25 protein-coding genes are annotated in these 26,086 nt (G+C 40.2%); 12 read left to right on the top strand and 13 right to left on the bottom strand.

All coding sequences use genetic code 11. The features are described from left to right. Positions 1–449: 449 nt before the first annotated feature. The 5 genes from M1F25_RS14695 to fghA all read left to right on the top strand — a co-directional run bounded on the left by M1F25_RS14695 (position 450) and on the right by fghA (position 4,322). On the top strand, positions 450–728 hold the full coding sequence (locus tag M1F25_RS14695) for a DUF1090 family protein (RefSeq protein ID WP_232368686.1): 279 nt from the start codon (positions 450–452) through the stop codon (positions 726–728). 234 nt (positions 729–962) lie between these two features. After that, positions 963–1,880 (top strand): bestrophin family protein, encoded by a 918-nt coding sequence (locus tag M1F25_RS14690; protein WP_181488228.1) that lies wholly within the window; start codon positions 963–965, stop codon positions 1,878–1,880. 192 nt (positions 1,881–2,072) lie between these two features. After that, the gene (gene frmR, locus M1F25_RS14685; RefSeq protein WP_004261729.1) at positions 2,073–2,345 is read left to right on the top strand and encodes a formaldehyde-responsive transcriptional repressor FrmR; all 273 of its coding nucleotides are present in this window, start codon (positions 2,073–2,075) and stop codon (positions 2,343–2,345) included. Between the two features lie 17 nt (positions 2,346–2,362). Further along, positions 2,363–3,475 (top strand): S-(hydroxymethyl)glutathione dehydrogenase/class III alcohol dehydrogenase, encoded by a 1,113-nt coding sequence (locus M1F25_RS14680; RefSeq protein WP_004261726.1) that lies wholly within the window; start codon positions 2,363–2,365, stop codon positions 3,473–3,475. A 10-nt stretch (positions 3,476–3,485) separates the two neighbouring features. After that, a complete protein-coding gene (gene fghA / locus M1F25_RS14675) occupies positions 3,486–4,322 on the top strand; it encodes an S-formylglutathione hydrolase (protein WP_144140858.1) in 837 nt (278 codons plus the stop codon). Positions 4,323–4,426: 104 nt separating this feature from the next. Here fghA and M1F25_RS14670 read toward each other — a convergent pair whose 3' ends face one another. The 8 genes from M1F25_RS14670 to hemP all read right to left on the bottom strand — a co-directional run bounded on the left by M1F25_RS14670 (position 4,427) and on the right by hemP (position 11,749). Next, a complete protein-coding gene (locus M1F25_RS14670) occupies positions 4,427–4,645 on the bottom strand; it encodes a HEAT repeat domain-containing protein (RefSeq protein ID WP_004261720.1) in 219 nt (72 codons plus the stop codon). A gap of 265 nt (positions 4,646–4,910) precedes the next feature. Then, entirely contained in the window at positions 4,911–5,123 is a 213-nt protein-coding gene (locus M1F25_RS14665) for a HEAT repeat domain-containing protein (RefSeq protein WP_004261718.1), read from the bottom strand. Between the two features lie 304 nt (positions 5,124–5,427). Beyond that, on the bottom strand, positions 5,428–6,216 hold the full coding sequence (locus M1F25_RS14660) for a heme ABC transporter ATP-binding protein (RefSeq protein ID WP_144140860.1): 789 nt from the start codon (positions 6,214–6,216) through the stop codon (positions 5,428–5,430). A 2-nt stretch (positions 6,217–6,218) separates the two neighbouring features. Next, positions 6,219–7,220 carry a FecCD family ABC transporter permease gene (locus M1F25_RS14655; RefSeq protein ID WP_094962090.1) on the bottom strand — a complete coding sequence of 334 codons (1,002 nt, stop codon included), beginning with the start codon at positions 7,218–7,220 and terminating at the stop codon, positions 6,219–6,221. Then, positions 7,217–8,038, bottom strand: a complete 822-nt coding sequence (locus M1F25_RS14650; protein ID WP_094962091.1) for a heme/hemin ABC transporter substrate-binding protein — start codon at positions 8,036–8,038, stop codon at positions 7,217–7,219. The genes M1F25_RS14655 and M1F25_RS14650 overlap by 4 nt, the downstream gene beginning before the upstream one ends. A gap of 16 nt (positions 8,039–8,054) precedes the next feature. Next, positions 8,055–9,104: a hemin-degrading factor gene (locus tag M1F25_RS14645; RefSeq protein ID WP_232368685.1), complete on the bottom strand. Its 1,050-nt coding sequence runs from the start codon at positions 9,102–9,104 to the stop codon at positions 8,055–8,057. A gap of 25 nt (positions 9,105–9,129) precedes the next feature. Beyond that, positions 9,130–11,145 (bottom strand): TonB-dependent hemoglobin/transferrin/lactoferrin family receptor, encoded by a 2,016-nt coding sequence (locus tag M1F25_RS14640; protein ID WP_181488226.1) that lies wholly within the window; start codon positions 11,143–11,145, stop codon positions 9,130–9,132. Positions 11,146–11,575: 430 nt separating this feature from the next. Beyond that, on the bottom strand, positions 11,576–11,749 hold the full coding sequence (hemP, locus tag M1F25_RS14635; RefSeq protein WP_226617232.1) for a hemin uptake protein HemP: 174 nt from the start codon (positions 11,747–11,749) through the stop codon (positions 11,576–11,578). Between the two features lie 209 nt (positions 11,750–11,958). Here hemP and M1F25_RS14630 point away from each other — a divergent pair, with 209 nt between their 5' ends. Next, positions 11,959–12,588, top strand: a complete 630-nt coding sequence (locus M1F25_RS14630; RefSeq protein ID WP_094962094.1) for an NAD(P)H-binding protein — start codon at positions 11,959–11,961, stop codon at positions 12,586–12,588. Positions 12,589–12,789: 201 nt separating this feature from the next. Here M1F25_RS14630 and M1F25_RS14625 read toward each other — a convergent pair whose 3' ends face one another. The 5 genes from M1F25_RS14625 to M1F25_RS14605 form a co-directional block, all read right to left on the bottom strand. After that, complete coding sequence (locus M1F25_RS14625) at positions 12,790–13,734, bottom strand: DUF1177 domain-containing protein (RefSeq protein ID WP_094962095.1); 945 nt, start codon at positions 13,732–13,734, stop codon at positions 12,790–12,792. Beyond that, positions 13,734–14,459, bottom strand: a complete 726-nt coding sequence (pepE, locus tag M1F25_RS14620; protein WP_096863460.1) for a dipeptidase PepE — start codon at positions 14,457–14,459, stop codon at positions 13,734–13,736. The genes M1F25_RS14625 and pepE overlap by 1 nt, the downstream gene beginning before the upstream one ends. Then, positions 14,452–15,657: an aminotransferase class V-fold PLP-dependent enzyme gene (locus tag M1F25_RS14615; RefSeq protein ID WP_180312520.1), complete on the bottom strand. Its 1,206-nt coding sequence runs from the start codon at positions 15,655–15,657 to the stop codon at positions 14,452–14,454. Before M1F25_RS14615 ends, pepE begins: the two co-directional genes overlap by 8 nt. Before the next feature lie 17 nt (positions 15,658–15,674). After that, positions 15,675–17,303 (bottom strand): OPT/YSL family transporter, encoded by a 1,629-nt coding sequence (locus M1F25_RS14610; protein WP_094962098.1) that lies wholly within the window; start codon positions 17,301–17,303, stop codon positions 15,675–15,677. Positions 17,304–17,366: 63 nt separating this feature from the next. Further along, positions 17,367–18,080, bottom strand: a complete 714-nt coding sequence (locus M1F25_RS14605; RefSeq protein WP_181488224.1) for an IclR family transcriptional regulator — start codon at positions 18,078–18,080, stop codon at positions 17,367–17,369. A 494-nt stretch (positions 18,081–18,574) separates the two neighbouring features. Here M1F25_RS14605 and galE point away from each other — a divergent pair, with 494 nt between their 5' ends. From galE to M1F25_RS14575, 6 genes are all read left to right on the top strand, one after another. Next, entirely contained in the window at positions 18,575–19,600 is a 1,026-nt protein-coding gene (gene galE / locus M1F25_RS14600; RefSeq protein WP_164455326.1) for a UDP-glucose 4-epimerase GalE, read from the top strand. 12 nt (positions 19,601–19,612) lie between these two features. Beyond that, the gene (locus tag M1F25_RS14595; RefSeq protein ID WP_112307229.1) at positions 19,613–20,677 is read left to right on the top strand and encodes a UDP-glucose--hexose-1-phosphate uridylyltransferase; all 1,065 of its coding nucleotides are present in this window, start codon (positions 19,613–19,615) and stop codon (positions 20,675–20,677) included. Between the two features lie 68 nt (positions 20,678–20,745). Continuing rightward, positions 20,746–21,900, top strand: coding sequence for a galactokinase (gene galK / locus M1F25_RS14590; protein ID WP_112307230.1), 1,155 nt, complete (start codon positions 20,746–20,748; stop codon positions 21,898–21,900). 35 nt (positions 21,901–21,935) lie between these two features. Continuing rightward, positions 21,936–22,967: a galactose-1-epimerase gene (gene galM / locus M1F25_RS14585; protein WP_112307231.1), complete on the top strand. Its 1,032-nt coding sequence runs from the start codon at positions 21,936–21,938 to the stop codon at positions 22,965–22,967. Positions 22,968–23,120: 153 nt separating this feature from the next. Further along, positions 23,121–24,125, top strand: a complete 1,005-nt coding sequence (locus M1F25_RS14580) for a substrate-binding domain-containing protein (protein WP_004261677.1) — start codon at positions 23,121–23,123, stop codon at positions 24,123–24,125. A 263-nt stretch (positions 24,126–24,388) separates the two neighbouring features. Further along, complete coding sequence (locus tag M1F25_RS14575) at positions 24,389–26,020, top strand: sodium/sugar symporter (RefSeq protein WP_094962103.1); 1,632 nt, start codon at positions 24,389–24,391, stop codon at positions 26,018–26,020. Positions 26,021–26,086 lie beyond the last annotated feature (66 nt).

Below are 26,086 nucleotides of genomic sequence, written 5' to 3'. Positions count from 1 at the left end.
ATCAATTTTTATCAAGAATAATAATTTTTGGTATTTTGGATGAATATTTTTGAGAAATATCGATATAAATTGAGGATTTGTGCAAAGTAAACAATTAAATACGAGTTAACCATTAATTAAACTGATATATATTCTATAAAGTATTTGGTCAAAACACGTACTTATTAATTTTCTGAAATATAAAAACTAGCTACATCCTTGTAGAGTGATCCTTTAATATTAAGGTATCAGGGAAAAATGTGTCTGTCTGTAATAAATTATGTGAAAAAAATACTCAATCTAATTTAAGTTGTTAATAATAAAATATAGTTATCATTTTAGATGGGTTTGTTTTAATTATCCATTATATTTGTTTTACTTAAGCTAAATTAGGAGCTTGCCTATATGAATAATGCGTCAACATGATGAAATAGCCACAGATAAATTATTTTTCGAATAAGGAATGTTATATGAAAAAAATACTGTTAATAATTTTATCAACACTGATTATTCCTGTGTCCGCTCAAGCAGGTTATCAATATTATGGTTGTGATAAAAAAATCTATCAACTAGAGAAACAGCTAAAATACGCCAAAATGCATGGTAACCGAAATAGAGTTGCGGGGTTAGAGCGCGCTATTTCAAATGTACAAAATAACTGTTACGACCATTATTCGGGGGCGACTGGGCCAACAAAATTAAATCATCGTTATAGCTTTACTGAAGCAGATCGTTTAGAGCACAGATAGAAGCATTACAAGATGAAATAGAACGCTTAAAAGCGGCTAAAAATTAACTCAATACGTAATATTAAAATCAAATATTATTTATAAGCTAAAAACCGTGTTGGATGAATTTAGCGCTATAGCTGCTTGTCGTAATTATTGTCATATTCACTTTAATTGTTGTCTAGCTATAGCGCATTGAATTAATCAGTGAAATAATAAGTTAACGTCGTTTTTTAACATTGTATACTTTTTATTATGGTTATTCGTCCTCATCAACACTGGTTTTTTCGGTTATTCGACTGGCATGGCTCTGTACTGTCAAAAATAACATTTCGGCTTTCTCTAAATATAATGATATCAATCGTAGCAGTACTAAGTTTCCAATGGTACGAGCGATTAGGTATACATTTAACAATAGCCCCCTTTAGCTTACTAGGGATTGCCATCGCAATATTCCTAGGTTTTCGCAATAATGCATGTTACAGCCGCTTGATTGAGGCTCGCACACTCTGGGCTTCGTTATTAATTAACCAAAGAAATATTCTAAGAAATATTAAAGGGTTATTACCTAATGATCAGGCCGCCCAAAAGGAATTTGCTAATTTGCTGATTGCTTTTGGTTGGAGCCTTAAACATGAATTAAGGAAAACCAGCCCAGTCATTGATATGTATAGGTTATTACCCCGTACTATTTTTGATGAGGTTATCCGAAGTCCGTTTCCCACTAGCCGAATATTATTGCAGATTGGCCTAAAGGTGGGGGAATTACGCGATAAAAAAGTCATCAGTGATGTACTCTTTCAAGCTATTAATAAAGATATTAATGTGCTATCGGAAGTTCTTGGCGGCTGTGAACGTATTGCGAACACGCCGATCCCGTTTGCTTATACACTAATTTTGCAGCGAACTGTTTACTTATTTTGTTCGTTACTTCCATTTGCATTGGTTGTTGACCTACATTATATGACGCCATTTGTTTCTGTTTTTATTTCTTACACTTTTTTAGCGTGGGATGCACTAGCCGAGGAACTTGAAGATCCTTTTGGGACTGCTGCAAATGATTTACCGCTGAATGCCATTTGTAATAGTATTGAACGCAATGCATTGGATATGTTAGATATTCAACTACTTCCCCCTCAGTACCAGCCAGATAAATATTTTAACTTGTTGTAGTGCTAATCTATTCATTCTTGAAGACAGTAAAGCGTGATATTCACGTTTTACTGTTTCTCCTTATTTCTCTTTCCTCTTTTTTCTTTTCTATCGAATATTATTTTGTCTTTTTGGGTCATACAAATCAGGAATTCTGTACAGATAATCTTATCAATACTATACTCCCCCTATGTATACTAAAGGGGCTTAAATATGCCACATTCCCCAAAAGAAAAAAAAGCAGTTCTTACGCGGGTCAGAAAGTTGAAAGGGCAATTGCTTGCCTTAGAGTCAGCCTTGGAAGATGAGGTTGAATGCGCCGCCATTTTACAACAAATTGCTGCTATTCGTGGGGCAGTTAATGGTTTGATGGCCGGGGTATTAGAGAGTCATTTGCGGGAAGGGCTTCAAGAGTCAGCAACAACACAGTTGCAAAAAGACTCAGTAGACGATGCCATCTCATTAATTCGTACCTATTTGCGGTAAATAAAGAAGGAATAACGATGAAATCACGTGCAGCAGTTGCATTTGGCCCTGGTGAGCCATTAAAAATTGTCGAAATTGATGTCATGCCACCAAAGGCTGGGGAAGTGTTAGTCAAAATTAGCCATACGGGTGTTTGCCATACTGATGCATTTACATTGTCAGGTGATGACCCTGAAGGGTTATTTCCTGTGGTATTAGGGCATGAAGGCGCGGGTGTTGTTGTTGAAGTCGGTGAAGGTGTAACTAGCGTTAGCGTTGGTGACCATGTCATCCCACTTTATACGGCAGAATGTGGAAAATGTGTTTTTTGTGAGTCAGGTAAAACAAACTTATGTGTCTCTGTTAGGGAAACACAAGGTAAAGGTGTGATGCCTGATGGGACCACACGTTTTTCTTACAATGGCCAGCCTGTTTACCATTATATGGGCTGTTCAACATTCAGTGAATATACCGTTGTTGCCGAAGTCTCTTTGGCTAAAATTAACCCTCAAGCCAACCATGAAGAAGTGTGTTTATTAGGTTGTGGCGTGACCACGGGTATCGGTGCTGTACATAATACGGCTAAAGTACAAGAAGGTGACTCAGTTGCAGTTTTTGGCCTCGGTGGGATTGGTCTTGCGGTTATTCAAGGGGCAAGGCAAGCAAAGGCTGGCCGTATTATTGCCATTGATACTAACCCGTCTAAGTTTGAACTAGCGCGCCAATTTGGTGCGACAGAATGTTTGAATCCTAATGATTTTGATAAGCCGATTCAGCAAGTGTTGATTGAGAAAACCCAGTGGGGAGTTGATCATACCTTTGAATGTATTGGTAATGTTAATGTTATGCGTGCAGCACTTGAAAGTGCACACCGAGGATGGGGCCAATCAATTATCATTGGTGTCGCAGGGGCAGGGCAAGAAATTTCAACTCGTCCATTCCAATTAGTAACAGGGCGGTCATGGCGTGGTACGGCTTTTGGTGGTGTGAAAGGTCGTAGCCAGTTGCCAAAAATGGTTGAAGATGCCATGAAGGGTGATATTGAGCTGTCTCCATTTGTGACGCACACATTGCCATTAGAGCGTATTAATGACGCATTTGATTTAATGCATGAAGGCAAATCAATCCGCACCGTTATTCACTATGATTAAGGAGTCTTTGATGGAGAGAATTGAACGCCATGCGTGTTTTGGGGGCTGGCAGGATGTTTATCAACATCAATCCACCGTGCTCGGCTGTGAAATGAAGTTCGCAGCTTTTCTACCACCACAAGCGAAAACAACCGTCTGCCCAGTGATTTATTGGTTATCAGGGTTAACCTGTAATGAACAAAATTTTATTACTAAGGCGGGAGCCCAACAATTTGCGGCAGAACATGGCGTGGTTATAATCGCACCAGATACTAGCCCTCGAGGGCCTGAGGTTGCTGATGACGAGGCTTATGATTTAGGACAAGGCGCAGGTTTTTATGTGAATGCTCTGCAAGCCCCGTGGAGTCATCATTACAGAATGTATGATTATATTGTGTCTGAGCTACCTGATTTAATCGAAACACATTTGCCTGTATCTGATAAACGTTCTATTTTTGGCCATTCTATGGGTGGACACGGGGCTTTAATGATTGGCTTACGAAATGCAGGCCGATATTCTAGTTTATCTGCATTTTCTCCTATTGTTGCTCCAACCCAAGTTCCATGGGGGCGCAAAGCCTTTATGGCTTATCTGGGGGAAGAAACAGCTAGCTGGTCTCAATATGACACTGTTGAATTAATCGGAAAAGCGGAGGCTATTCCACCTATTTTAGTGGATGTAGGCACTGCGGATCCTTTCTATCAAGAACAATTAAAACCCGAGTTATTTGCAGATATTTGTGACAAAAAGCAATTTGAATATCGTTTGAATTTACGTGATGGATATGACCACAGTTACTATTTTATTAGTAGCTTTATTGGTGAACATATTGCATTTCATGCACGCTATTTAAACGATAATAGCTGAGTATGGTAGTGTTAGGTATATTGAAGTTTTAGGTATATTGTAGGGTGAGGCCAATAGTTGGTTTCACCTTGCTATTCCTTAACGTTTTAATCATGCCTAAATCGCTACTCTAACCCTCCATGGGAGAGCTTGCTGATTGCTTTAATCGCACTGATTGCGACATCTTTATTTGGGTCATTACATAATTCAAGTAGTCGATTAATCGTATTATGTTGTTTCAGTCGTATTTTACAATCACCTAAAGCGGATATGGCAGCTATTTTTACATCATCATTTTTTCTTTTCGTTAAATCAAGTAATGTATTTATGACTTTGTTATCCATCTTTTATCCTAATCAGGGTATTAAGAAATAAAGTTAATTAAAATCCATTTGTTTCAAAATATTAATTTCAATGTAGAGATGCTACTAAAAGAAAGAATTTGTTAATATCAAAAAACACAACTAATATGGATATAGTATGATTAGGTTTGTGTATGAATAGGTAGCAAAAATCATACCTATTCATATATAGGGATTAGGAAGATTAAATAAGATTAATTAAAAAACCTGTGCTTTAACGGATTGATAAAAAAATATTATTTGTATACTAAAAATGGTGGGAGAGTTTACTCAGTGCCTTTATTGCAGACACCGCAACATCCTTATTGGGATCTCTACAGAGTTCAATTAAACGGTTGATCGCATTTTGTTGTTCAACGGTCGCTTTATAATCACCTAATGCGGAAATAGCTGCAATTTTAACATCATCATTTCCACGATGCGTTAATTCAATTAATGTTTCAATAATGTTATTTTCCATGTAAACCCTTTGAAATACCTATGCGATACCAAGGTATTCTAAGTGAATTTACTTGAGATTTATTTTTGAAATTTAATGCTTTATTAATACATTATATAGATTTTACGCATTTTCAGGCTATTAACTATCTTATTAACTAGGGCGTATTAAGAGAGTAAGGATTATTGATATAAAAAATTTAAAATATTAAAAGACATTAGTTATCTATTAAAATAGATATGACTAAATAATTCTTTATTAAGGTAAAAATAATAAAGCACTTTACCTTTAAAATGAGTTAAATAAAGTGCTTATTAAGCCTGAGTTAGTGACGTAAATAAACGTGAGGCGTGTTATTTTCAGGGTGTTGAGTAACACCTAAGTCAGCTTGATACCAACGAGTTAAGTTTTCAGTCGTTAAAACATCGGTAGGGGAACCTTGAGCGACAAGCTTTCCATTATGAATTAATAACACTTTATCTGCATATAATGCGGTTAGATTAAGGTCATGTAATACACAGCAAACACCTAACGGTCGTTGACGTGTAAGTTGATGTAGTAACCGTAAGCTATGCTGTTGATGATATAGGTCAAGCGCAGAAGTGGGTTCATCGAGAAACAAGCATGCGGGTTGAGCTGTTGGTTGCCATAATTGTGCTAATACTCGAGCTAATTGAACGCGTTGCTGCTCACCCCCTGAAAGTTGGCGGTAATCCCGCTGCCGTAATGATTGGCAACTGGTTTGTGCTAACGCTTCATTGATGGCGGTGTGTTTATATTCTGAACCATAGGGGGTTCTGCCCATTGCAACCACATCTTCAACAGTAAAAGCAAATTGCAAATGGCTATGCTGTTTCATCACAGCACGTTTTCGGGCTAACGCATTATGCTCCCAGTCAGTCATTGCTCGGCCTTCAATAAAGCATGTGCCATGAGTCGGGGTATTATAGCCTGTTAGTAATTTTAATAGACTGGATTTCCCTGCGCCATTTGGCCCAATGATCACCACAAATTCCCCTTGATCAATCGATAAACTCACATTATCTATAAGCGTCTTTTCACTGATTTTATATGATAAATTTTGTGCTTCTAACAAGAGCGATTTTGTTTGCATTTTTAGATCCTCCCCGAAGGCTGCCGTAAAATTAGCCATAAGAAGTAGGGGCCACCAATTAACCCTGTCAGTAAGCCAACAGGAATTTCAGCAGGTGCAACCGCAGTCCTTGCTACAGTATCGGCAATAAGTAATAAGCCCGCACCTACGATAGCGGAACCAGGAATTAACCAACGATGGTCTGGCCCGAGAGTCATGCGAATGAGATGGGGAACAACGAGACCGACAAAACCAATAACACCGCTCATGGCAACCGCACAACCAACTAACATGGCGCTAAGGAATAATAAAATAAACTTGGTACGCTCAACATTGAGCCCAAGGTAATGGGCGTCTTCGTCCCCTAATTGTAGGATATTAAGCTTACTTCCTTGTGTTAAACAGATAATACAAATAGGAAGAATAACTGAAGCGGCGATGGCCAATGATGCCCAGTCAACATTACCGAGCGTGCCCATCATCCATAAGCTAAATGTTCTGAGTTGTTGGTCATTGCTGATATAACTAAGAACACCGATGAATGACATACACAGCGCATTGATAGCGATACCCGCGAGAAGTAGTTTTGCGAGGTTACCATTTGATGAACGATTTAAGCTAAAAATAATAAAAGATACGGCTAGGCTACCAATAAAAGCAGCCGCGACATGGCCATAACCTTGCATCACGGTGGGTAATGAAACAGAGAAAACAATAAATGCGGCAACGGATAAAGCCGCGCCACTACTGATACCGAGTAAGCTAGGATCAGCGAGGGGGTTACGGAATAACCCTTGCATAATGGCGCCAGATACTGCTAAGGCAAGGCCAACTAAGATGGCAATTAACACGCGAGGAAGGCGGATATTCAGCCATATCTGCCAATCCGAGTCTGTGGCAGATGCCTGCCACAGTGCTTTTAATGAGAAGTTCATTGCGCCGGCATTCGACGCGATGAGAACTAAACCGCCAAGTGCTAACAATAATACGATAATCACCAAAAATGGGTTTTTAAAGCGACTCATTGGGATTTTTCTAATGCCTCACGTAGTTGTTGCATGACTTTAGGCGTACCTAAACTGAAAGTGAGCATACCGACGTCATCGACAACCAGAAGCGCTTTATTTTTCCCTGCGGGGGTCATTGACATTCCTTGTAATTTCCACACTTTTTCTATTCCACCTAATGATTTAATACCTTCTTTGGTAAAAATGATTAAGTCAGGTTGGCTTGATAGCAAGCCTTCTTGGGATAGAGGACGATAGCTGTCGAAGCTGCTCATGGCATTTTTTGCCCCTACCGCGTTAATGACACTGTCTGCCGCAGTGTGCCGTCCTGCTGCTAAAGGCATAACACCACCGTGACTCATGATAAATAAGACTTTTTTGTCAATAGGAGCCGTATTTACTTGGCTGAGCTGTTGGTTAAATTGATTAACTAATTGCTTCCCTTGCTCTGTTTTACCGACCACATTAGCGATGGTGGTAATTTTTTCTGGAATGGCTTCTAAACTCGGTTTCCCTGTTACCTTAATAATTTTTACGCCGCTTTTTTCGATTTGCGAAAGAGCCATTGAGGGTTTAGCTAACTCACTCGCAAGTACTAAAGTCGGGCGCATTGACAACACGCCTTCTGCGTTAAGCATACGCATATAGCCCACATCTGGGAGCTTGGTGGCTTGCTCTGGATGAAGGCTGGTGCTGTCACGGGCGACGAGCTGTTCCTGTGCTCCAAGTTCATACACAATTTCAGTCACATCACCCCCTAAGGTGACGATGCGTTCTGTTGCATAAGAACAAAAAGAGATAAACAGCGTTGATAAGATTAGAAGCCATTGTTTCATAATAAGTTACCTAGTTTTAAATGCGTGGTAATGCGGTGACTTGTTGGCGCCATTGCTCTTGCTCTGGAGTCCCTTCCGTACGCTGCCCATACATTTGTGCGATTTGATTTCCTTGGTTATCGAAGACTTCAAGGCTAGTCACATGGCCATCTTGTGTTGGCTTGCGTGTGACCCAGCATTCGGCAATACCATTTTCAATCATGTGCAAGGTGAAATCAGGATTGAAAATATTTAGCCACTTTAAGTCTGAACCTTCACTTTGATATGGCATGATTTTTTTGATTTCACCAGTAAAAATTTGCACACATCCGCGGTTGCCCACAAAAATCATAATTTCGTTTTGATCTTTGAACGCAGTGTTAATCAGCTGATTGAAGGAATCATTAGGCACTTTCCAAGCCAAATCATCGCTAACCGCAGAGAAAACTTGCTGGCGGCTGAGGTTGTTTTTCTTGAGTAGAACAAAAAATTGGTGAACGTCTGTCATGTTGCGCCATTCTTGTTCTAATTGTTGTTTTAGCTCTTCACTAACGGGCTGATTGGTAAATGCAGTTGCTGTTTCATGGATGAGCTCCGGGTTATCTTGGGTGGCATATTTTTCAATCAATGCCTGCCATGCCGCCATATCTGTTTCATCGGTGGTGTAAACTTTATGTAGTGCGTCACCTTGTTTATCAAAAAATTGGATACTATGACGCTCACCGTGTTTGCTGTCTTCCGTCAAAGCAAAGATAGCGTCCGAATGGCTGAAAAACATCCGTAAATCAAGGGCGCGAGGGTTTAAAATTAACCCACCGTGTGGGCTAAAGGTTGCATTGTCATAACGACCAACTTGCTCATGAACCACATATTCGTTACGGGTAATCGCTTTCACTCTCCCAACAGTGGCTAATTCTGTCAACAAAGTGGGGGCATCGACATTTAAACGAACAGCTTTGTCGTGACCAACACGACTATGCAGTAGCTGAGCTTCAGATACATTTAAATAGGCGGCGAGATCGCGAGCGTATTTGGCTTTGTTATCTGTTTTTGCTTGTTGGTAACGCTCGTAAAGTGCTGAATTCACGTTTATCTCCTTAATATTGTGTGAATTACCATTGGAAGCTGACAAGCAGCTTGGCATTACGTCCATCTTGAGGAATACCTTGTGATGAGTAGTATTCTTTATCAAATGCATTGCCTAACACGACACTGGTTCCTAACCCTTTGAGTTGTCCTTCACCTTGATAACTCACATAGAAGTCATGTACGGCATAGCCGGCTTGTTGTTCTGCTTTAGAGGCTTTATTGAATTCTGTATGGCGCGTAAACTCCCCTAGCCAGCCCACTGAAAAACCGCTGTCTGCAATAGGTACGGCCAGATTACTGGTGACAGAATCAGGTTTAATTGATGTTATTGATTTTCCATTAGATTCATCTTTTCCTTCAGTATGGTTATAAGCCAAACTCCAATTGAAATAGTCTGTTTTATAATCCATTGAGGCATCCCATCCCCAAATTTTGGCACGTTTAGTATTGATTGATGTGGTGTAGTTATTTTGAGGATTTCTAAAATCAGGGGTTGTTACGTAAGTATTGATATAGTCTTTAGCTTTGGTATCAAAATAGCTGGCTTTAAATTGTAGGTTATCTCTTTCCATCAATAGGTCATCGAAACGCAGACCAAAACCATATTCTGCAGTGCGGGTTGATTCAGGTTTCAGATTAGGGTTTGGTTTCCATCTATTAACGATTGGCCCCATTTGGAAGTGGACCTCGTCGTTATACATTTCCATCATAGAAGGGGCTCGGAAGGCTTCTGAATATGACGCAAATAGCATTGACCACTCTGTTGGTGTGATGCTAACGGCACCTTTAGATGACCATTTACCTTTTTTCACATCTTCATTGCCATCAGATGTCGCTTTATAGTGGTCATAGCGCGTACCGACAATAAAGGAAACAGGCAAATCTTTTAGGCTAATTTCATCTTGTAAAAAGCCGGATGCAAAGGTGATGTCCGCATCGGGGAATTGGGTGGTGTTTGCATAAGGAGTTTGTTTTTGCTTATAAGCTTCACTGCCGTAAGTCAGGTTATGTGATGCTAATGGCAAGTCATAAAAGTTAGAGCGGTTATCAGCTTTTATGCCATAAGTTTTTTGTGTACGACCTTCATAGGGGGTTCCTTGGCCTTTTGCCGTGATATTAATATCGGAGTAATAAGGCGAGACTTTAAAATTTAGCCATTCCTGTGAGCCCGGTTTAATTTGATAAGTTATCTGTGCATCACGTTGGCGAGTGGTACGGTTAACTTTTAGATTGTCACTCCCTACATTAATTTCTTGCGGGTTTTTCGGCTCATTGGCATCATTATTATAATAACGCACTTGGCCAGAAAGCTTTTGTGCATCATCGATTTGCCATGTTCCTTTTGCCAGCAGGTTACCAATGGTTTCCTTGTTTTTCATGTCATCGCCATTACTCATGCGGACATTACCGGTTTCTTTCGTGACAAAGCTGAATAGCCCATCAAGGTTATCACTACGGCCAAACGCAGTGCCGCCGAAACCGAAGCTATGATCGCCAGTAGCGGCTTCGGTAAAGACACGGAAACCGTGGTCTTGGCCTTCACGTAATAAGTCTTTGGCATCAACGGTTTCCCAAGCAATCACACCGCCCATGGCACCACTGCCGTAGAGTAGGGCAGAAGGGCCACGGATAATTTCAACTTGCTTAATCAGAGCAGGGTCGATAAAGGTGCCATTGACATGGCCTGTATCTGTGCCTTGGCGAATACCATCCACTAAGGTCAAAATGCCGCGTCGATCAAACCCGCGCATATAAATATCTTGCCCATTTGCACGGCTAGTACCGGTGACACCAATCCCGGGAACTTTACGTAAAATGTCATTGACGGTGCTGGCCGTTTGCGTTTCAGGTGAATTATTTTTGATCACCGTGACCATCATCGGGGTTTCGAAGCTGTCACGTTCGCTACCTGTCGCATAGACAGTCATCACATCATGATGATTTTTTTTTGGTGATGGTTCTGTTGTTTGTGCTTGAGCACTTGCTATCACGCCTAAGATGGCACTGGTTAGGACTGACATTCGCAAAACAGGGGACATAATTGTGATACTCCATATAGTTTTTATCTGTATTAAGCAGAGTGAATTCGTATTAATTGATAGCGATGTATTGGTCTGGAGGACCTGAATTCGGTATGACACAGGAAAAATTGCATGTAAGCGGTGTCTGAACATAGCAAGAGGAGTAAACAACTAATGAAGGTATAAAGCTGAGGTAATAGTCAGTAACTGGTTGGTGTTCAGCAGGACTATTTGGGATGTGGCACATTAACGCTACCGCTGCGCGATAGTCAGGTATCGAGTGGCTATCCTTGCTGATCCTATATTTAGTGGCACAAATGTGAAATACAGACGTCAGTTTAAACTCCATAAGAAACCTTTTCCTATGTTTAGATTAAGCTGGCTGCCTGGATAATTAACCTAGGTGGCTTGCGAATTAAGTTTTGGTACGACTTACTTTGGGTATGGCTTACTTAGTTAAGATCAACTTACCTGTACGAGTTTGTCTCAATTGATAAAGCTCGCCATTATGTTGAATTGAGACCTTACCGGCAGGGCCCAATAATTGTTGGCTTTCTATCACGTCAGTTTTAACGGGTTGTTTCGCCGTTTCGACGGTATTTTCTGCAACTGGGGCTGTCATATTATTTACCATACTAAGTTTGTTGATAATCGAAATGATATTGAGAATGATTATCTTTAGAATGATTGCCAATATCAAGTAATTTTCACAATCAAACAACAAAAGAGCCACAAAAAACTAAGTTCGTACGAAAAAACAGCATTAATCTAGTGGTTCCCCACTTACAAGGCTATAATTGAGTTTCTCTATTCATTGCATGGGTGAATAAAATGAAAATATTACTGTTAGGAGCGACAGGGCTTGTGGGAAGTCATGTTTTATCATTGGCACTTGCAGACTCTCGTGTGACTCAGGTGATAGCGCCAACACGACATGCATTAGCAGAACATGAGAAATTACAAGCACCTATTGTTGATTTTAACCATTTACCTGACGAGGCTGCGTTATGGGAAGTCGATGCTGTGATTTGCGCGCTCGGTTCAACCCTCAAAGCCGCTGGTTCAAAGGCGGCATTTCGTCAAGTGGACTACACCTATCCTTTAACCTGTGCAAAGCTAGCCAAAAAATGGGGCTGCCCGACATTTGTATTGACTTCTGCTTTGGGGTCAAACGCTAAGTCACCTTTTTTTTATAGCCGAGTAAAAGGGCAGCTTGAACAAGATTTAAGATCACTGGGTTTTGATTCTTTAACTTTAGTTCGCCCGAATGTGATTCGTGGTGACCGCCAAAAAGTGCGTTTGGGTGAAGTCGTTGTGATTCGTATTATTTCCTGTCTATCATCTATATTGCCCGCGAGCTGCCAAGTTAGCCCCGCAACAAATATTGCGAAGGCATTATTTGAGGCTGCAATAAATCCCACGAAAGGGGTTCGTGTTATTTCATCTAAACAGCTTATATAACACTGGCTAGTTCATTTTTGTTGGTTATGTTGTTTTTTTGTTTCACACACAAAAGCTTCAATTTTATGATGCCTGAAATGCTAACCGATTTAGGAATTACAAAAGTTAATATAGGGTTGGTAAACATACTGATTGATGACAAACATATTATGTTTGTCATCAACCTAAAGCCCACAAATGTGGGCTTTTACTCTTCGAAGGTTACCCCTGAATCTGTGCTAATGAACCGTATAAATTATAAAGTGTTTCATATTCATCTTGCTGATAAAATCGAATTTTATCCCAACAAAATTGCTTAGCGACTTCCACGGTAAAGCGTGTGGCATCGATTAACTCACTTTCATAACTTGCACCTGTTTCACTACCGGGGACAATCGATTTAGCCGTAATGGCAAGGCCAACAACAGGTGCCTGTGTTGCAATATGCGGTTGCATTATAGAATTAAAGTGATAAACACCGTTATCATAAGGAGAAATATCTTGTGTGGTGATAGGAAACGTCTTTGCCACATCTCCTGTTGCATACTCCAGTAAGCGAACTAAATCAGGTGCGACGCGTAAAATATAGCCTTGCATAGCCGTGGGAGAAATCGCAATCCCTCGGTGCTTAATGATACTGTTTCCCTTTGATGTATCGATGGATAAAATAGCATCCATCTGTTTATCGACTTCATATTGGTTCATGGTATTAGATGAAACTGGCATCCCCATAAAATCGACAGGGTCATGAGGAGTAATCGAAACATGCGTGGCGATATGAGAGCTAATTATTACGTCCCCTTTGAGGCTCTGTCCCTTTGCCGCCATATCCAACAACTTCATCGCGCTGGCAAAAGCGACAATTGACCCATCAGCATCAGAAACTATTCCAATACGATTCGGTTGTGCCTGTTGTGCACCTAAACGACCGATAATGCCTAAAGTCGGGTAAGTGCCTCCACGGTGTTTGCCCTCAGAGCCTGGGATTAATACTTTTATAAAATGGCATAACTGACTTGTATCCTCTGGGGATTCATAAGGAATAGAAGTAACAGTGATGATGGCATCATTTGAGCCAACAGAATGAAGTAGCGCTGCCATTTTTTCGCCATCAACATCAGGGGTGTCTAATAAGTCATAAACTTGGCTTAGATAATTCAAAGACATTATTGCACTCCTTTAATAATATTTAATTTGAATGGCTTGTTGGTAGCAATTTCTTCAATCTTATTAGGTCCTCGTAACCATAGGGCATTTTGCTCACCTAAAATGGTGCCATGGTCGTTTTCAATAAATAATGCAGTTCCTTCATATAGTGCGATCAATTCTTCCATGGGGTTAATCGTTAAAAACTCATTTAATCTCTCTTCACGACTTTCCCCATTATGGCCAATTGGTTTACCAGAAATAAAATGCGGGTTAATTTGAAATGGGCAAATATTCAGCGCACTAAATGTAGGGGGTTGGACAATTGGCATATCATTGGTGGTGCGAATACTCGGTGTTGCAACATTACTGCCTGCACTCCATCCCATATAGGGAATGCTTTCATATTTAACTCGTTGTGAAATCAGCTCCACTATGTTGGCATCATATAGGCGTTTTAATAAGGCAAAGGTATTTCCGCCGCCAATAGCAATCGCTTGTGCTTGTTTAACTGCCGCAACAGGGTCGCTAAAGTGATGAATTGATGTTAATTCATAACCTAAAGCATTAAATACCGGTTTTACAATTGCTTCAAAATCATCAAAACTGAATGTAACTGCGGCATAAGGAATAAATAGAATATTTTGTTTTTTATGTTGTAATAAACGATGGATTTGTTCGCCCGCATGTTGTAAATAATTCATATTCCCCATACGTGAACTACTCATTAATAACGCATTAGTCATTGCTATATTCCTTTTTGATTTTTTTTATTGAATTAATTAATAAATCGATTTCTTTTTCACTATTAAAATAATGAATTGATAAGCGGGCCATTTTTTCTATTTGATAGAACTTTAAAATAGCGGTTGCCATAAAGTGACCTGATTCAATAATGATATTTTTAGCTTCTAATTTTTGCATTAATACATCAGAGGGGATTCCGTTAATATTAAATGGAATTATTCCTATTCGCTGGTGGCTATTATTAGGGCCATAAATTTCGACGCCAGAAAGTTGAGATAATTGCTGCATCGCATATTGAGTGAGTGTTTGGTTGCGATTCTCAATTTGTTCAATACCGATATTTACAGCATAGTCTAAAGCCGAATCTAAACTAATAATGGCCGGAACATTTGGGCAGCCCGCTTCAAAGCGTTTTGCTGTTTGAGGCAGAATAACGTCTCCTGTTTGTGGGTCAATTGAGCTATTCCACCAACCGACCAGTATGGGGGTTAATGATGGTACCAATGATTCACGAACAAACAGAATGCCACTGCCTTCTATCGCTCTTAACCCTTTTCGGCCACATGATGACATAAAGTCACATTGCCATTTTTGAACATTAACGTTATACATTCCAATGGCTTGTGAAGCACTAATATGGCTAAGTACACCATGCTTTCTGGCTATCTCACAAATAGCCTGCACAGGTTGAATTACCCCAGTTATGTTAGATAGCGCAACGAAACTGATGAGCTTTGTCTTAGAGGTTATCGCTTGCTCGATAGATTCAGGTGAAAGGACACCATAGCTATCCGCACTCACCTTAATAATTTTTATTCCTTTTTCATGCGCTAACAGTTGCCAAATTGCAATATTGCTGAGCATCTCAGTATCAGGAATTATCACTTCATCGCCAGCTTGCCAAGAAATACCTCTAGCAATCAAGCTGATAGATTCTGTGCCATTTTTGGTAAATGCAATTTCACTGGGCTTTGCTCCGATAAATGCGGCCAATTTTTGTCGACAAATTTCAACTTGCTCATAAGTTTGCTTGCGGAAGTTCGGTAAATAAGTCCCTTGCTCTGCGGTTTTATCAAGATAGCGCTTTACTGCGTCTATTACCGGTTTTGGCGGTGGCGCAGCGGCTCCCGTATCAAAATAAGCGTAATGTTGTGAAACTAGAGTGTCTTTTTGCACTTGCGACCAGATATTCGTCATTATTATTCCCTATAAAGTTATTTAGCCCAGAAGGAAAGCAGTTTCGCTTTGAGGGTTGGCAGGAATGCTTTAGCCGTGGAGTAAAGAGCATCGCCAGCAATAAGCCCACCAGCGAAAGTTGAAATTTTATCGGAACTGATATTGAAGAAACGCTCAATGATAATTCGAACCGCGAGTGCAGTAAGAACCGTCCAACCTGCAATAGGGTAGTTAATCATCAAGCCAGTTGAGAAGAGTACGCCAATCTGGTTTTTAGCACCGCCAATTAACTGAATGATGGCACCCGGTATGGCCCACAATAACAACATCATTGCCACATTTGAGGAGCTTCCTGCTTGGATCGTAGCGGCATAAAGCCTTGATGCAGGAACGATTTTGTCTTGTTCGAAATAAAAATCGTAGGTAAGTGCAACCACCACCAAGGCGCAGCAAAAACCGATAATAGCGGCGAAATATTGTTGTTTTCTCCCATAATGTTCTGCAGATTGGTTTTTACCATAACCGCGGATCATAAACCCCGTTTTTAGGTCAAAACCCATATCGGCAAAAGCAGGGCCTGTCGCGGCACAAAACCCAACTAAAACGGCCAATGCTTCGGGGGGAAACCCTAGTAAAATACCAATCATCAATGAGATAAGAGCTGCTGCAGTTGCAGGAAACCAGCCAGAATGCATCGCAGCCATACCCACAATCATCTCTTGGATTAAAGCGGCTAAGGTCGCAAAAATGAGGAATCCAATAAGTTGTGGCAATGTCATAGTGACAAATATTTGGCTAATAAATGTGAGTGCTAATGCGGTTAAAAAGTAGAACGTTGCCCCTTTGATTAAGGTTGATTTGATACGTTTGCTACTTTGGCGTAATTCATCACTATCTTCGCTTTGTTGCTGACTATCTTTCTTGTTGCGAAATACAATGGCTCCGATTTGGATTAATGCGACGATACCTGCACCAATCATCACACCGTGTGGGACATAGTTTTCATATAAATTATAAGTAATTAGCCCTGACTCAGAAAAACCGCGAATGAGAAGTCCAACAGCAAACATGAATAACGCGAAAATACTGCCAATCAACGCGATCCCTGCGGATGCCATTGGGATACCAAAACCTGCACCGATGGCTCCAGCAGCAAAGCCTGTCAGCAATGCGCCAAGCCGCTTTCCACCTTTATTTCCTGCCCACAAAGTTTCTGCGGTGGCAACACCGGCAGGCCAAGATGCACTGGCAGGATAGGCGCGGGTATTAAACAAGCCATATAAAATCGTGCCATCAATGATAATCGCAACGAAAGCTCCAGCCATCATCGGATAAATTAATTCAGGCATACCCAATACCCAAGGCACACCAATGGCTACTATTAAACCATTTGCTGCAGCAAAGGTTGCTGCAGAGATGCTAGTTTGAATTAAATTTTGCGCATCGATAAATTTAAATGATGCGAATATAGAAAGTGGGACACGAGATAATAAAATGGCGAGAACAGCACCGATAATTGATGTGTTTGCGGAGATACCTAGTGTGACAATAATCTGAATACCAATAATAGCACCAACAAAAGATAATATAATTATTGCGATGAGTAGTGCTGGAGAAAAAATAGATACACGTACCTCAGTATCATTTTTATCATGAGATATATTCATAGAGTTACCTATTTTATTTTAATAATTAATAACTGCTTTTTATCTTATTATTTCACCATGGATTTAAAATATGGTAGATAATTTACTGGCTGTGGATTTTAATGATGGATAATACTCGGTTAAATTTTTACTTTGGCTTGATGCTGCAATGCATAACGAGCCTAATACCCCTTTTTCAAAAGAAAATATAGGAACGGATAACCCTTGTGTTCCTGCTAAATAAGCTTCTTTTGAATATGCATATCCTTCTTCAGCATAGAGACTTAATTGCTTTTTTAATAAGGTGTTATTTTGCAAATTATGTTTAGAAAGATATTCATCAATATATGAAATATCCATTGAGCTTAAAATGATTTGTGTAAATGGGGCTTCATGCAAGCTCAACGCTTCTCCTTCTTTAGATGTAAAGCGGATAAGATGGTCACTTTCTAAAATGAAATTACAAATAGCGATATCATTGTAACGGCGATAAATAAATATGGTTTCATGTGTTTTATCAGCGAGAGGGCGTAAGTAGTCACTCGCTAATTGTGAAAACTGGCGTGTGTTATTGGCTAAATGACCGATTTCAATACACCGCAAGCCTAATAAATATTCTTTATTTTTATTTTTTTGTAAGAAACCTTGCTCTTCTAGAATATTAAAACCCCGCTGTACGACGGAAGGGCTCTTATCAAGATGACGAGCTAACTCACGTACTCCCCATATGGGCTTGTTGATTGAAAAGTAATCTAACAAGGTTAATACGAAACCAGCAGATTGTAGTCGGTTATTCATAGCTTCCCCTGTTTATAATTAATTGAATTAGCACTATTGTTATATTTTTGTTCCTTATACGGGAACAGTGTGCCGTTTGGTAATACAAACATATTTAGATGAAACAATATGCAAAGTAAATGGTTTGTTGCATCTGTGTTAAGTAGGTCACTAAAACAGTTCTTATCATTTATCTTTTTTTTCTTGCTTTCTCTATAACTATTTGAAGTTAATTTATTTTTTTTAGTCTTTAGCTGTTCCTACTAGCGAAACAATCAAAAGGACGCAAATGGATAAATGAGTTATTGGTGAAAACAGGAGAATTTGTTTACCTTGAATGATCTTTTCCTGATGCGATTTATTTATGTGAGAAATAGATTATTTTATAATTTTGTGTAAACGTTTACACTAAGTCGAGATTGATCACAGAATCTTATCTAAACTCGTTGTTATACTCGGTAGCAATGACAAGTTGGAAGACAGAATGCAATTTAAGCAGTATTGGGGGAAGAGAGATGCAACAGGTTGAAATTCTCGTTACAGGCGGGCTTGGGTATATTGGTAGTCATACTTGTGTTCAATTGATAAAGGCTGGGCTATCACCAGTTATTATTGATAATTTGTGTAATGCAAAGCTAGAAGTGCTTAATCGTATTGAAAGATTAACCGGTGTGCGCCCAGTATTTTATCAGTGTGATGTTCGAAATGAGCAACAGCTAGCTCACATTTTTTCTTCTCATCAATTTCATTCAGTTATTCATTTTGCAGGGCTAAAAGCGGTTGGTGAATCAGTAGAAAACCCGCTTAGATACTATGATGTTAATTTCAATGGGACATTGGTATTAATGCGCTGTATGCAGGAAGCGAACGTGAAAAGTTTGATTTTTAGTTCGTCAGCAACGGTATATGGCGAGCCCAGTCGTTTACCTATCACCGAAGAGTTCCCAACGGGTAATACACAAAGCCCTTATGGCACCAGCAAGTATATGGTTGAGCGTTGTTTATCTGATTTATTTCACTCAGACCCGTTATGGTCATTAACATTATTACGTTATTTCAACCCAGTAGGTGCTCATCCATCAGGTTTGATGGGCGAAGACCCACAAGGGATCCCAAATAATTTAACACCTTATATAACCCAAGTTGCGGTAGGAAAAAGAGAAAAATTGGTGATTTATGGAAACGATTACCCTACGGTGGATGGGACGGGAGTTCGGGATTATATCCATGTCATGGATTTAGCAGATGGCCATGTTGCCGCTCTACAAAAGGTTGGTAATCAAGCAGGGTTACATTGCTACAATTTGGGCACGGGTAACGGCACCAGTGTTTTGCAAATGTTACATGCATTTGAAAAAGCAGTTGGAAAAGCCATTCCTTATGTGATTGAACCACGTCGTGCTGGGGATATTGCGGAATACTGGTCAACACCAGAAAAAGCGCACCATGAACTAGGATGGCAAGCGGAGCGAACTCTTGAGGATATGGCGACTGACAGTTGGCGTTGGCAATCAAATAATCCCAATGGTTATGAAGTTTAGGAGATGCATGAGATGAATATTTTGCCTTTTAACCCTTCGGATTGCCCTCATCGTCGCTATAACCCATTAACAGGCCAGTGGGTGTTAGTGTCCCCTCATCGAGCAAAACGCCCGTGGAGCGGCAAAGATGAAAAACCATCAATAGAAAATTTACCTCAATATGATGAGCATTGCTTCTTGTGCCCTGGCAATACACGGGTTTCCGGGGAAGTGAATCCTAACTACCAAGGGACTTATGTATTCCAAAATGACCATGGTGCGTTATTAGCACAACCCTGCGCCCAACCTGATAATCAATCTGAATTGTTTCAATCACAATCGGTGAGTGGGGTTAGTCGAGTGATTTGCTTTTCGCCTGATCACAGTAAAACACTGCCAGAGCTGTCTGTACCTGAAATTGAAGGTGTTATCGAAACATGGCAGCAACAAGTTGCTGAGTTAAGTGAACGTTATGCTTGGGTTCAGGTTTTTGAAAATAAAGGGGAAATAATGGGGTGTTCTCAACCGCATCCTCATGGACAAATTTGGGCAAGTGATTTTTTACCGAATGAAATTGCACGTAAGGACCATTTTCTCACGCAATATTATCAACGTCATGGCAGCAACTTATTAATTGACTATATTAAAGCTGAGCAACAAGATGGCTCACGAATTGTTGTTGAAACTGAAGAATGGATTGCACTTGTTCCTTATTGGGCAGCTTGGCCATTTGAAACCCTGTTATTGCCAAAACAGCATATTCGCCGTATGGATGAAATGAATGAAGCCATTCGTGCAGACCTTGCTGTTGCGCTAAAAAAACTCACAAGCCGTTACGATAATCTATTTCATTGCTCTTTCCCATATTCAATGGGATGGCACTTTGCACCTTTTATTAATGAAAGCCAAAGTATCGAGCATTGGCAACTACATGCCTTATTTTATCCGCCATTACTGCGCTCAGCGACGGTAAAAAAATTCATGGTGGGGTATGAAATGTTAGCTGAAACTCAGCGAGACCTGACACCAGAACAGGCCGCACAACGTTTACGTGATGTGAGTGACTGCCATTATAAACAAAGTCAAACTACTAAATAATTCATCAAATTATAATTAACTTAGCTGTTTGCTGGGTTAACCAAATTACGCATTAAGGATAATTAAAAATGGAAACGTTAAAGCAAACTGTCGCCTCGTCGTTTGAAAAAACCTTTGGTTATCAACCTGAAATTTATGTTCAAGCGCCGGGGCGAGTGAATATTATCGGTGAACATACGGATTATAATGATGGCTTTGTTTTGCCTTGTGCGATTGATTACCAAACGATGACCGCGGCGGCTAAACGTGATGATCGTATTATCCGAGTCGTTGCGGCTGACTACCATAATGAATGTGACGAATTCAGTTTGGATAGCGATATTACATTTTTGCCTGAAAAAATGTGGGCAAACTATATTCGCGGTGTCGTGAAGTTTCTCTTACAAAGAGGGCTTTTATTCAATGGCTGCGATATTGCAGTCAGTGGTAATGTGCCGCAAGGCGCGGGGTTAAGTTCTTCAGCCTCACTCGAAGTTGTGATTGGACAAACACTTAAGGCTTTGTATCAATTAGATATTAGCCAGCAAGATATCGCGCTTAATGGCCAACAAGCTGAGAACCAATTTGTTGGTTGTAACTGCGGTATTATGGACCAACTTATTTCAGCGTGTGGTGATGAAGGCCATGCTCTATTGATTGATTGCCGCAGTTTGGCGCTATTTCCTATTTCCATACCTGATGATCTGGTTGTGATGATAATCAATTCAAATAAGCAACGGGGTTTGGTTGGAAGTGAATACAATACACGCCGCCAACAATGTGAAGAAGCCGCTAATTTGTTTGGGGTGAAAGCATTACGTGACATCACATTTGATGAGTTTTTACAGAAGCAACATCTATTATCGCCTATCGTTGCTAAGCGAGCCAAACACGTGATCAGTGAAAACGAACGTACTTTAGCGGCAGCAAAAGCATTAACACAAAATGATTTATTGCAGTTAAGTGAGTTAATGGCGCAATCCCATATTTCTATGCGTGATGATTTCGAAATCACCGTCAAAGAAATTGATACCTTAGTGGATATCGTTAAGTCCGTTTTAGGTGTTCAGGGCGGGGTACGAATGACAGGAGGAGGCTTTGGCGGTTGTGTGGTTGCACTGATGCAGCAGCAATGTGTTCAACCGGTGATTGACGCGGTAGAAGCGCAATACCAGAAAATAACAGGCCTACAAGCCGATATTTATGTCTGCCAGCCAAGCTCAGGTGCGAGTGTGGTAAGTTAAAACCAAATTAATAAATTGAAAAAAGTTGATATAACATGCTGTTTAATCAAGAAAAAAATCAGACGCCCAAAGTCGTAGAGTTAACCAATAAAAATGACATGAAAATTGTCCTGACAAGTTTAGGGGCAAGCTGGGTAAGTTGTATTTTGCCGCTAATACATGGGAAACGTGATGTGGTTCTAGGTTCACCAAACATGGATAAACAAAAGGAACAAGACGTGTATTTGGGCGCGACAGTCGGGCGCGTAGCTAACCGTATAGCGAATGCACGTTTTTCTATTCATGGTGAAAATTATTCAGTGTCAGCCAATCAAGAGCCGCATTGTTTACATGGTGGGCAGGACAATTTTAGTTATCGGATTTGGGCCGTTTCACAACCTAGTACCCAACAGGCTATTTTTTCACTCATTTCACCCGATGGTGACCAAGGTTTTCCCGGGGAATTGAAAGTTGAGGTAAGTTATGAATTAACAGATGAAAATCAAGTGATTATCCGTTATAAGCACCAAGCTACAAAGGCCTGTCCTGTAAACCTAACCAACCATACTTATTTTAATTTGGCGGGTGAAGGTAGTGAAAAGACAGCGCTAGATCATGCTCTTACGATTTACAGTGACTGTTATTTACCCACAGATAAAGCAGGGATCCCTAGCGGAGAGTGGCGTAATGTCACTGGTAGTTATTTTGATTTTCGCCAAAGCAAACTCATTGGCCGTGACTTTCTACAAGATCACGACCAAATTTCTGCTGGGGGATATGACCACACTTTTATGCTAGATACAGCCCGTATTGATGGTCGGCAAACGGTGGCATCGTTGAGTGCTCCTGAGGGAGACGTAAAGATGAATATTTCTACAACGATGCCCTCTATGCAGTTGTATACAGGGAATTATTTAATTTCAGTTGCGGGTAAAACAAAATCTTATACGCCTTTTTCTGGGGTTGCATTTGAAACACAGTTTCCACCTGATGCTGTTAATCACCCTGAATGGGGAGAACGATACAGCCCGATTTCACAGCCTAATCAAATTTATTGTAGTGAAACCTGCTATCAATTTATTTTCTAAATCTATATATGATTAACACCGCATCTAAGCGGTGTTTTCTTTTTTGCACGATAAACCCATTATTTTACTTTAAATAATTTTAATATGCGTTATGCCATTGTTTTTAATTCTAGCTCATTGTTTAATAAGCCATCCTAATTGTAGAGGTGCACAATGGCGACAATCAAAGATGTGGCAAAAGAAGCCGGTGTTTCGGTTGCAACTGTTTCTCGAGTGATTAACCAATCACCGAAGGCAAGCCAAGCTTCTATTGCATCAGTAAAGAGTGCAATGAATAAGCTAGGTTATCGTCCCAATGCCGCTGCGCGAGCTCTTGTGAACCAAAGTTCAAATACCATTGGGGTGTTAGTTAACGATGTTTCCGACCCTTTTTTTGGCGTTATGGTCAAGGCCGTTGATGCTGTAGCGCATAAAAATGGTAAACATATTCTGATTTGTAATGGTTACCATAATGCCAAGGAAGAGCGCCAATCGATTGAGTTGTTGATTAACAACCGCTGTGATGCTTTGGTTATCCACTCTAAAGCCCTGGATGATGCTGAGCTGCTTCAATATGCAAAAGAAGTCCCAAGTATGGTACTGATCAACCGCCATATTGATGAAATTGCAACCCGTTGTATTTCTTTAAATAACTACAAGGGCGCATATTTAGCGACAGAACATCTTATTCGACATGGGCATACTAAAATTGCGTACATTTCATCAAATCACCAAATTGAGGATGCGGTACAGCGTTTACAGGGTTATCGAGATGCGTTAAAAAATAATGGTATTCAACTGTCTGATAGTTATATTGAATATGGCGCTCCTTATGGGGAAGGTGGGGAGCAAGCGATGACTAACTTACTGATAAAATCACTCGAAATCACAGCGGTCGTGGGTTACAACGATTTTATGGCCGCGGGAGCCATCGCGGTATTAGATGAAAATGAAATTCACTCACCAGAACAGGTCTCGGTTATTGGTTTTGATGATGTGTTGATTGCCCGCTATATCCATCCACGCTTAACAACAATTCGTTATCCTATCCAAATGATGGCAGAAAAAGCCACACAACTAGCACTTTCTTTAGCGAGAGGGGAAAAAACGACAGGTGAAAGTTTGATTTACTCTCCGACATTGGTTCAACGTAATTCAGTTAGACCTTTGCACGCCTAAGTATTTTATAGGCCATAGCGTTACGAAAATAAGTGTAAACGTTTTCATTAATATTTGATGAACTTCACGAATTTATTAAAATCTAGATTACTTCCTGGTACCTTCTCTTCTATCACCTATGAAAATTTACATTAATTTCTGCTATTTAGTCCATTAAGTTAATTCTTTAGAGGATATTGTGAAAATATGTGATTCATCTAACGGTGATATTTTGTGGTAACGTTTACACTTGCTTTGTTATCACTTGGCGAAGGAATTTGATTATGCAAACTGAAGGGGTTGGGTTAAGCACATTAGATTACGGAATATTCATTCTGTATGTGCTTGTCATTATTAGTGTTGGTCTTTGGGTTTCTCGAGATAAAAAAGGACAAAAGAAAGGTACAAAAGACTATTTTCTAGCAGGAAAAACATTACCTTGGTGGGCTATTGGTTCTTCACTGATTGCGGCAAATATTTCAGCAGAACAGTTTATTGGTATGTCGGGCTCTGGTTTTTCAATAGGTTTGGCTATCGCATCCTATGAATGGATGGCAGCACTAACACTGATCATTGTCGCAAAATACTTCATGCCCGTGTTTATTGATAAAGGTATTTTTACCATTCCAGAGTTTGTTGAAAAACGTTTCAATAAAACGTTAAAAACGATCTTAGCCGTGTTCTGGTTGGCATTATTTATCTTTGTTAATTTAACTTCAGTTCTCTATTTAGGGTCGTTAGCATTACAAACAATCCTAGGTATTCCAATGCATTATGCTATTTTCGGCTTAGCATTATTTGCAGTGATTTACTCTCTTTATGGCGGGCTATCTGCGGTTGCGTGGACGGATGTTGTACAAGTTTTCTTCTTAATTTTAGGCGGCTTTTTAACCACGATAATGGCGGTGAGCTATATTGGCGGTGATGCGGGGTTATTCGCAGGTATGAGCCGTATGGCAAGTGAAGCGCCTGCGCATTTTGAAATGATTTTAAGCCAAGACAACCCACAGTTTAGTAATTTACCCGGTATTGCCGTGTTAATTGGCGGTTTATGGGTTGCTAATTTATATTACTGGGGCTTCAACCAATATATTATTCAACGTGCATTAGCCGCTAAGTCTATTAATGAAGCACAAAAAGGCTTGGTTTTCGCAGCATTTCTCAAACTTATTGTCCCAATCCTTGTTGTCGTACCGGGTATTGCGGCATTTGTGATAGTTTCTGACCCTGCATTACTGGCGGGATTAGGAACGATGGCACAAGAACATATGCCAACATTGGCCCAAGCGGACAAAGCTTACCCATGGTTAACACAATTCTTACCCGTAGGCGCTAAAGGGGTTGTGTTTGCGGCATTAGCTGCGGCTATCGTTTCTTCTTTAGCTTCCATGTTGAACTCAGTGGCAACTATTTTCACCATGGATATCTACAAAGAATACATTGCTCCATCAACCGCGGACCATAAATTAGTGAATGTCGGGCGGATTAGTGCAGTTGTTGCGTTAATCGTCGCATGCTTCATCGCCCCATTACTGGGTAACATTGGACAAGCTTTCCAATATATTCAGGAATATACCGGGTTAGTTAGCCCAGGTATCTTAGCGGTATTCTTATTAGGTCTATTTTGGAAGAAAACCAATGCGAAAGGCGCGATTATCGGTGTGCTGCTCTCAATTCCGTTTGCATTATTCTTAAAACTAATGCCGTTAGGTATGCCATTCCTTGACCAAATGATGTACACCTTCTTCTTTACTGCGGTGGTGATTGGTTTAATTAGCCTGACAACGGCAAAAGAAGATGACTGTGAAGGGGCTATTATCCTAACGTCGGAGACCTTTAAAACATCGACAGGCTTCAATATCGCATCATACGCAATTATGGTTATCTTATGTGTGCTATATGCGCTGTTCTGGTAATCCAAAACTTCTAACAAGCTGATAAGTAAAATGATAGCACGAGGCGGGAAAGGTCATTCCCGCCTT

It is taken from the genome of Providencia sp. PROV109, assembly GCF_033681625.1.
In the GTDB taxonomy this organism is placed as follows: Bacteria; Pseudomonadota; Gammaproteobacteria; order Enterobacterales; family Enterobacteriaceae; genus Providencia; species Providencia hangzhouensis.
The sequence above is the reverse complement of the archived record's forward strand: the minus strand, read 5'-3'. Positions and strand labels throughout refer to the sequence as shown.

Excerpts from the sequence above, each read along its gene's own strand:
- galM (WP_112307231.1), top strand. The coding sequence starts at position 21,936 with ATGCTGTTTAATCAAGAAAAAAATCAGACGCCCAAAGTCGTAGAGTTA.
- M1F25_RS14575 (WP_094962103.1), top strand. The coding sequence starts at position 24,389 with ATGCAAACTGAAGGGGTTGGGTTAAGCACATTAGATTACGGAATATTC.
- M1F25_RS14615 (WP_180312520.1), bottom strand. The coding sequence starts at position 15,657 with ATGACGAATATCTGGTCGCAAGTGCAAAAAGACACTCTAGTTTCACAA.
- M1F25_RS14690 (WP_181488228.1), top strand. The coding sequence starts at position 963 with ATGGTTATTCGTCCTCATCAACACTGGTTTTTTCGGTTATTCGACTGG.
- M1F25_RS14665 (WP_004261718.1), bottom strand. The coding sequence starts at position 5,123 with ATGGAAAATAACATTATTGAAACATTAATTGAATTAACGCATCGTGGA.
- frmR (WP_004261729.1), top strand. The coding sequence starts at position 2,073 with ATGCCACATTCCCCAAAAGAAAAAAAAGCAGTTCTTACGCGGGTCAGA.
- galK (WP_112307230.1), top strand. The coding sequence starts at position 20,746 with ATGGAAACGTTAAAGCAAACTGTCGCCTCGTCGTTTGAAAAAACCTTT.
- galE (WP_164455326.1), top strand. The coding sequence starts at position 18,575 with ATGCAACAGGTTGAAATTCTCGTTACAGGCGGGCTTGGGTATATTGGT.
- pepE (WP_096863460.1), bottom strand. The coding sequence starts at position 14,459 with ATGACTAATGCGTTATTAATGAGTAGTTCACGTATGGGGAATATGAAT.
- M1F25_RS14695 (WP_232368686.1), top strand. The coding sequence starts at position 450 with ATGAAAAAAATACTGTTAATAATTTTATCAACACTGATTATTCCTGTG.
- M1F25_RS14650 (WP_094962091.1), bottom strand. The coding sequence starts at position 8,038 with ATGAAACAATGGCTTCTAATCTTATCAACGCTGTTTATCTCTTTTTGT.
- M1F25_RS14605 (WP_181488224.1), bottom strand. The coding sequence starts at position 18,080 with ATGAATAACCGACTACAATCTGCTGGTTTCGTATTAACCTTGTTAGAT.
- M1F25_RS14610 (WP_094962098.1), bottom strand. The coding sequence starts at position 17,303 with ATGAATATATCTCATGATAAAAATGATACTGAGGTACGTGTATCTATT.
- M1F25_RS14660 (WP_144140860.1), bottom strand. The coding sequence starts at position 6,216 with ATGCAAACAAAATCGCTCTTGTTAGAAGCACAAAATTTATCATATAAA.
- M1F25_RS14655 (WP_094962090.1), bottom strand. The coding sequence starts at position 7,220 with ATGAGTCGCTTTAAAAACCCATTTTTGGTGATTATCGTATTATTGTTA.
- fghA (WP_144140858.1), top strand. The coding sequence starts at position 3,486 with ATGGAGAGAATTGAACGCCATGCGTGTTTTGGGGGCTGGCAGGATGTT.
- hemP (WP_226617232.1), bottom strand. The coding sequence starts at position 11,749 with ATGACAGCCCCAGTTGCAGAAAATACCGTCGAAACGGCGAAACAACCC.
- M1F25_RS14680 (WP_004261726.1), top strand. The coding sequence starts at position 2,363 with ATGAAATCACGTGCAGCAGTTGCATTTGGCCCTGGTGAGCCATTAAAA.
- M1F25_RS14630 (WP_094962094.1), top strand. The coding sequence starts at position 11,959 with ATGAAAATATTACTGTTAGGAGCGACAGGGCTTGTGGGAAGTCATGTT.
- M1F25_RS14580 (WP_004261677.1), top strand. The coding sequence starts at position 23,121 with ATGGCGACAATCAAAGATGTGGCAAAAGAAGCCGGTGTTTCGGTTGCA.
- M1F25_RS14640 (WP_181488226.1), bottom strand. The coding sequence starts at position 11,145 with ATGTCCCCTGTTTTGCGAATGTCAGTCCTAACCAGTGCCATCTTAGGC.
- M1F25_RS14595 (WP_112307229.1), top strand. The coding sequence starts at position 19,613 with ATGAATATTTTGCCTTTTAACCCTTCGGATTGCCCTCATCGTCGCTAT.
- M1F25_RS14670 (WP_004261720.1), bottom strand. The coding sequence starts at position 4,645 with ATGGATAACAAAGTCATAAATACATTACTTGATTTAACGAAAAGAAAA.
- M1F25_RS14625 (WP_094962095.1), bottom strand. The coding sequence starts at position 13,734 with ATGTCTTTGAATTATCTAAGCCAAGTTTATGACTTATTAGACACCCCT.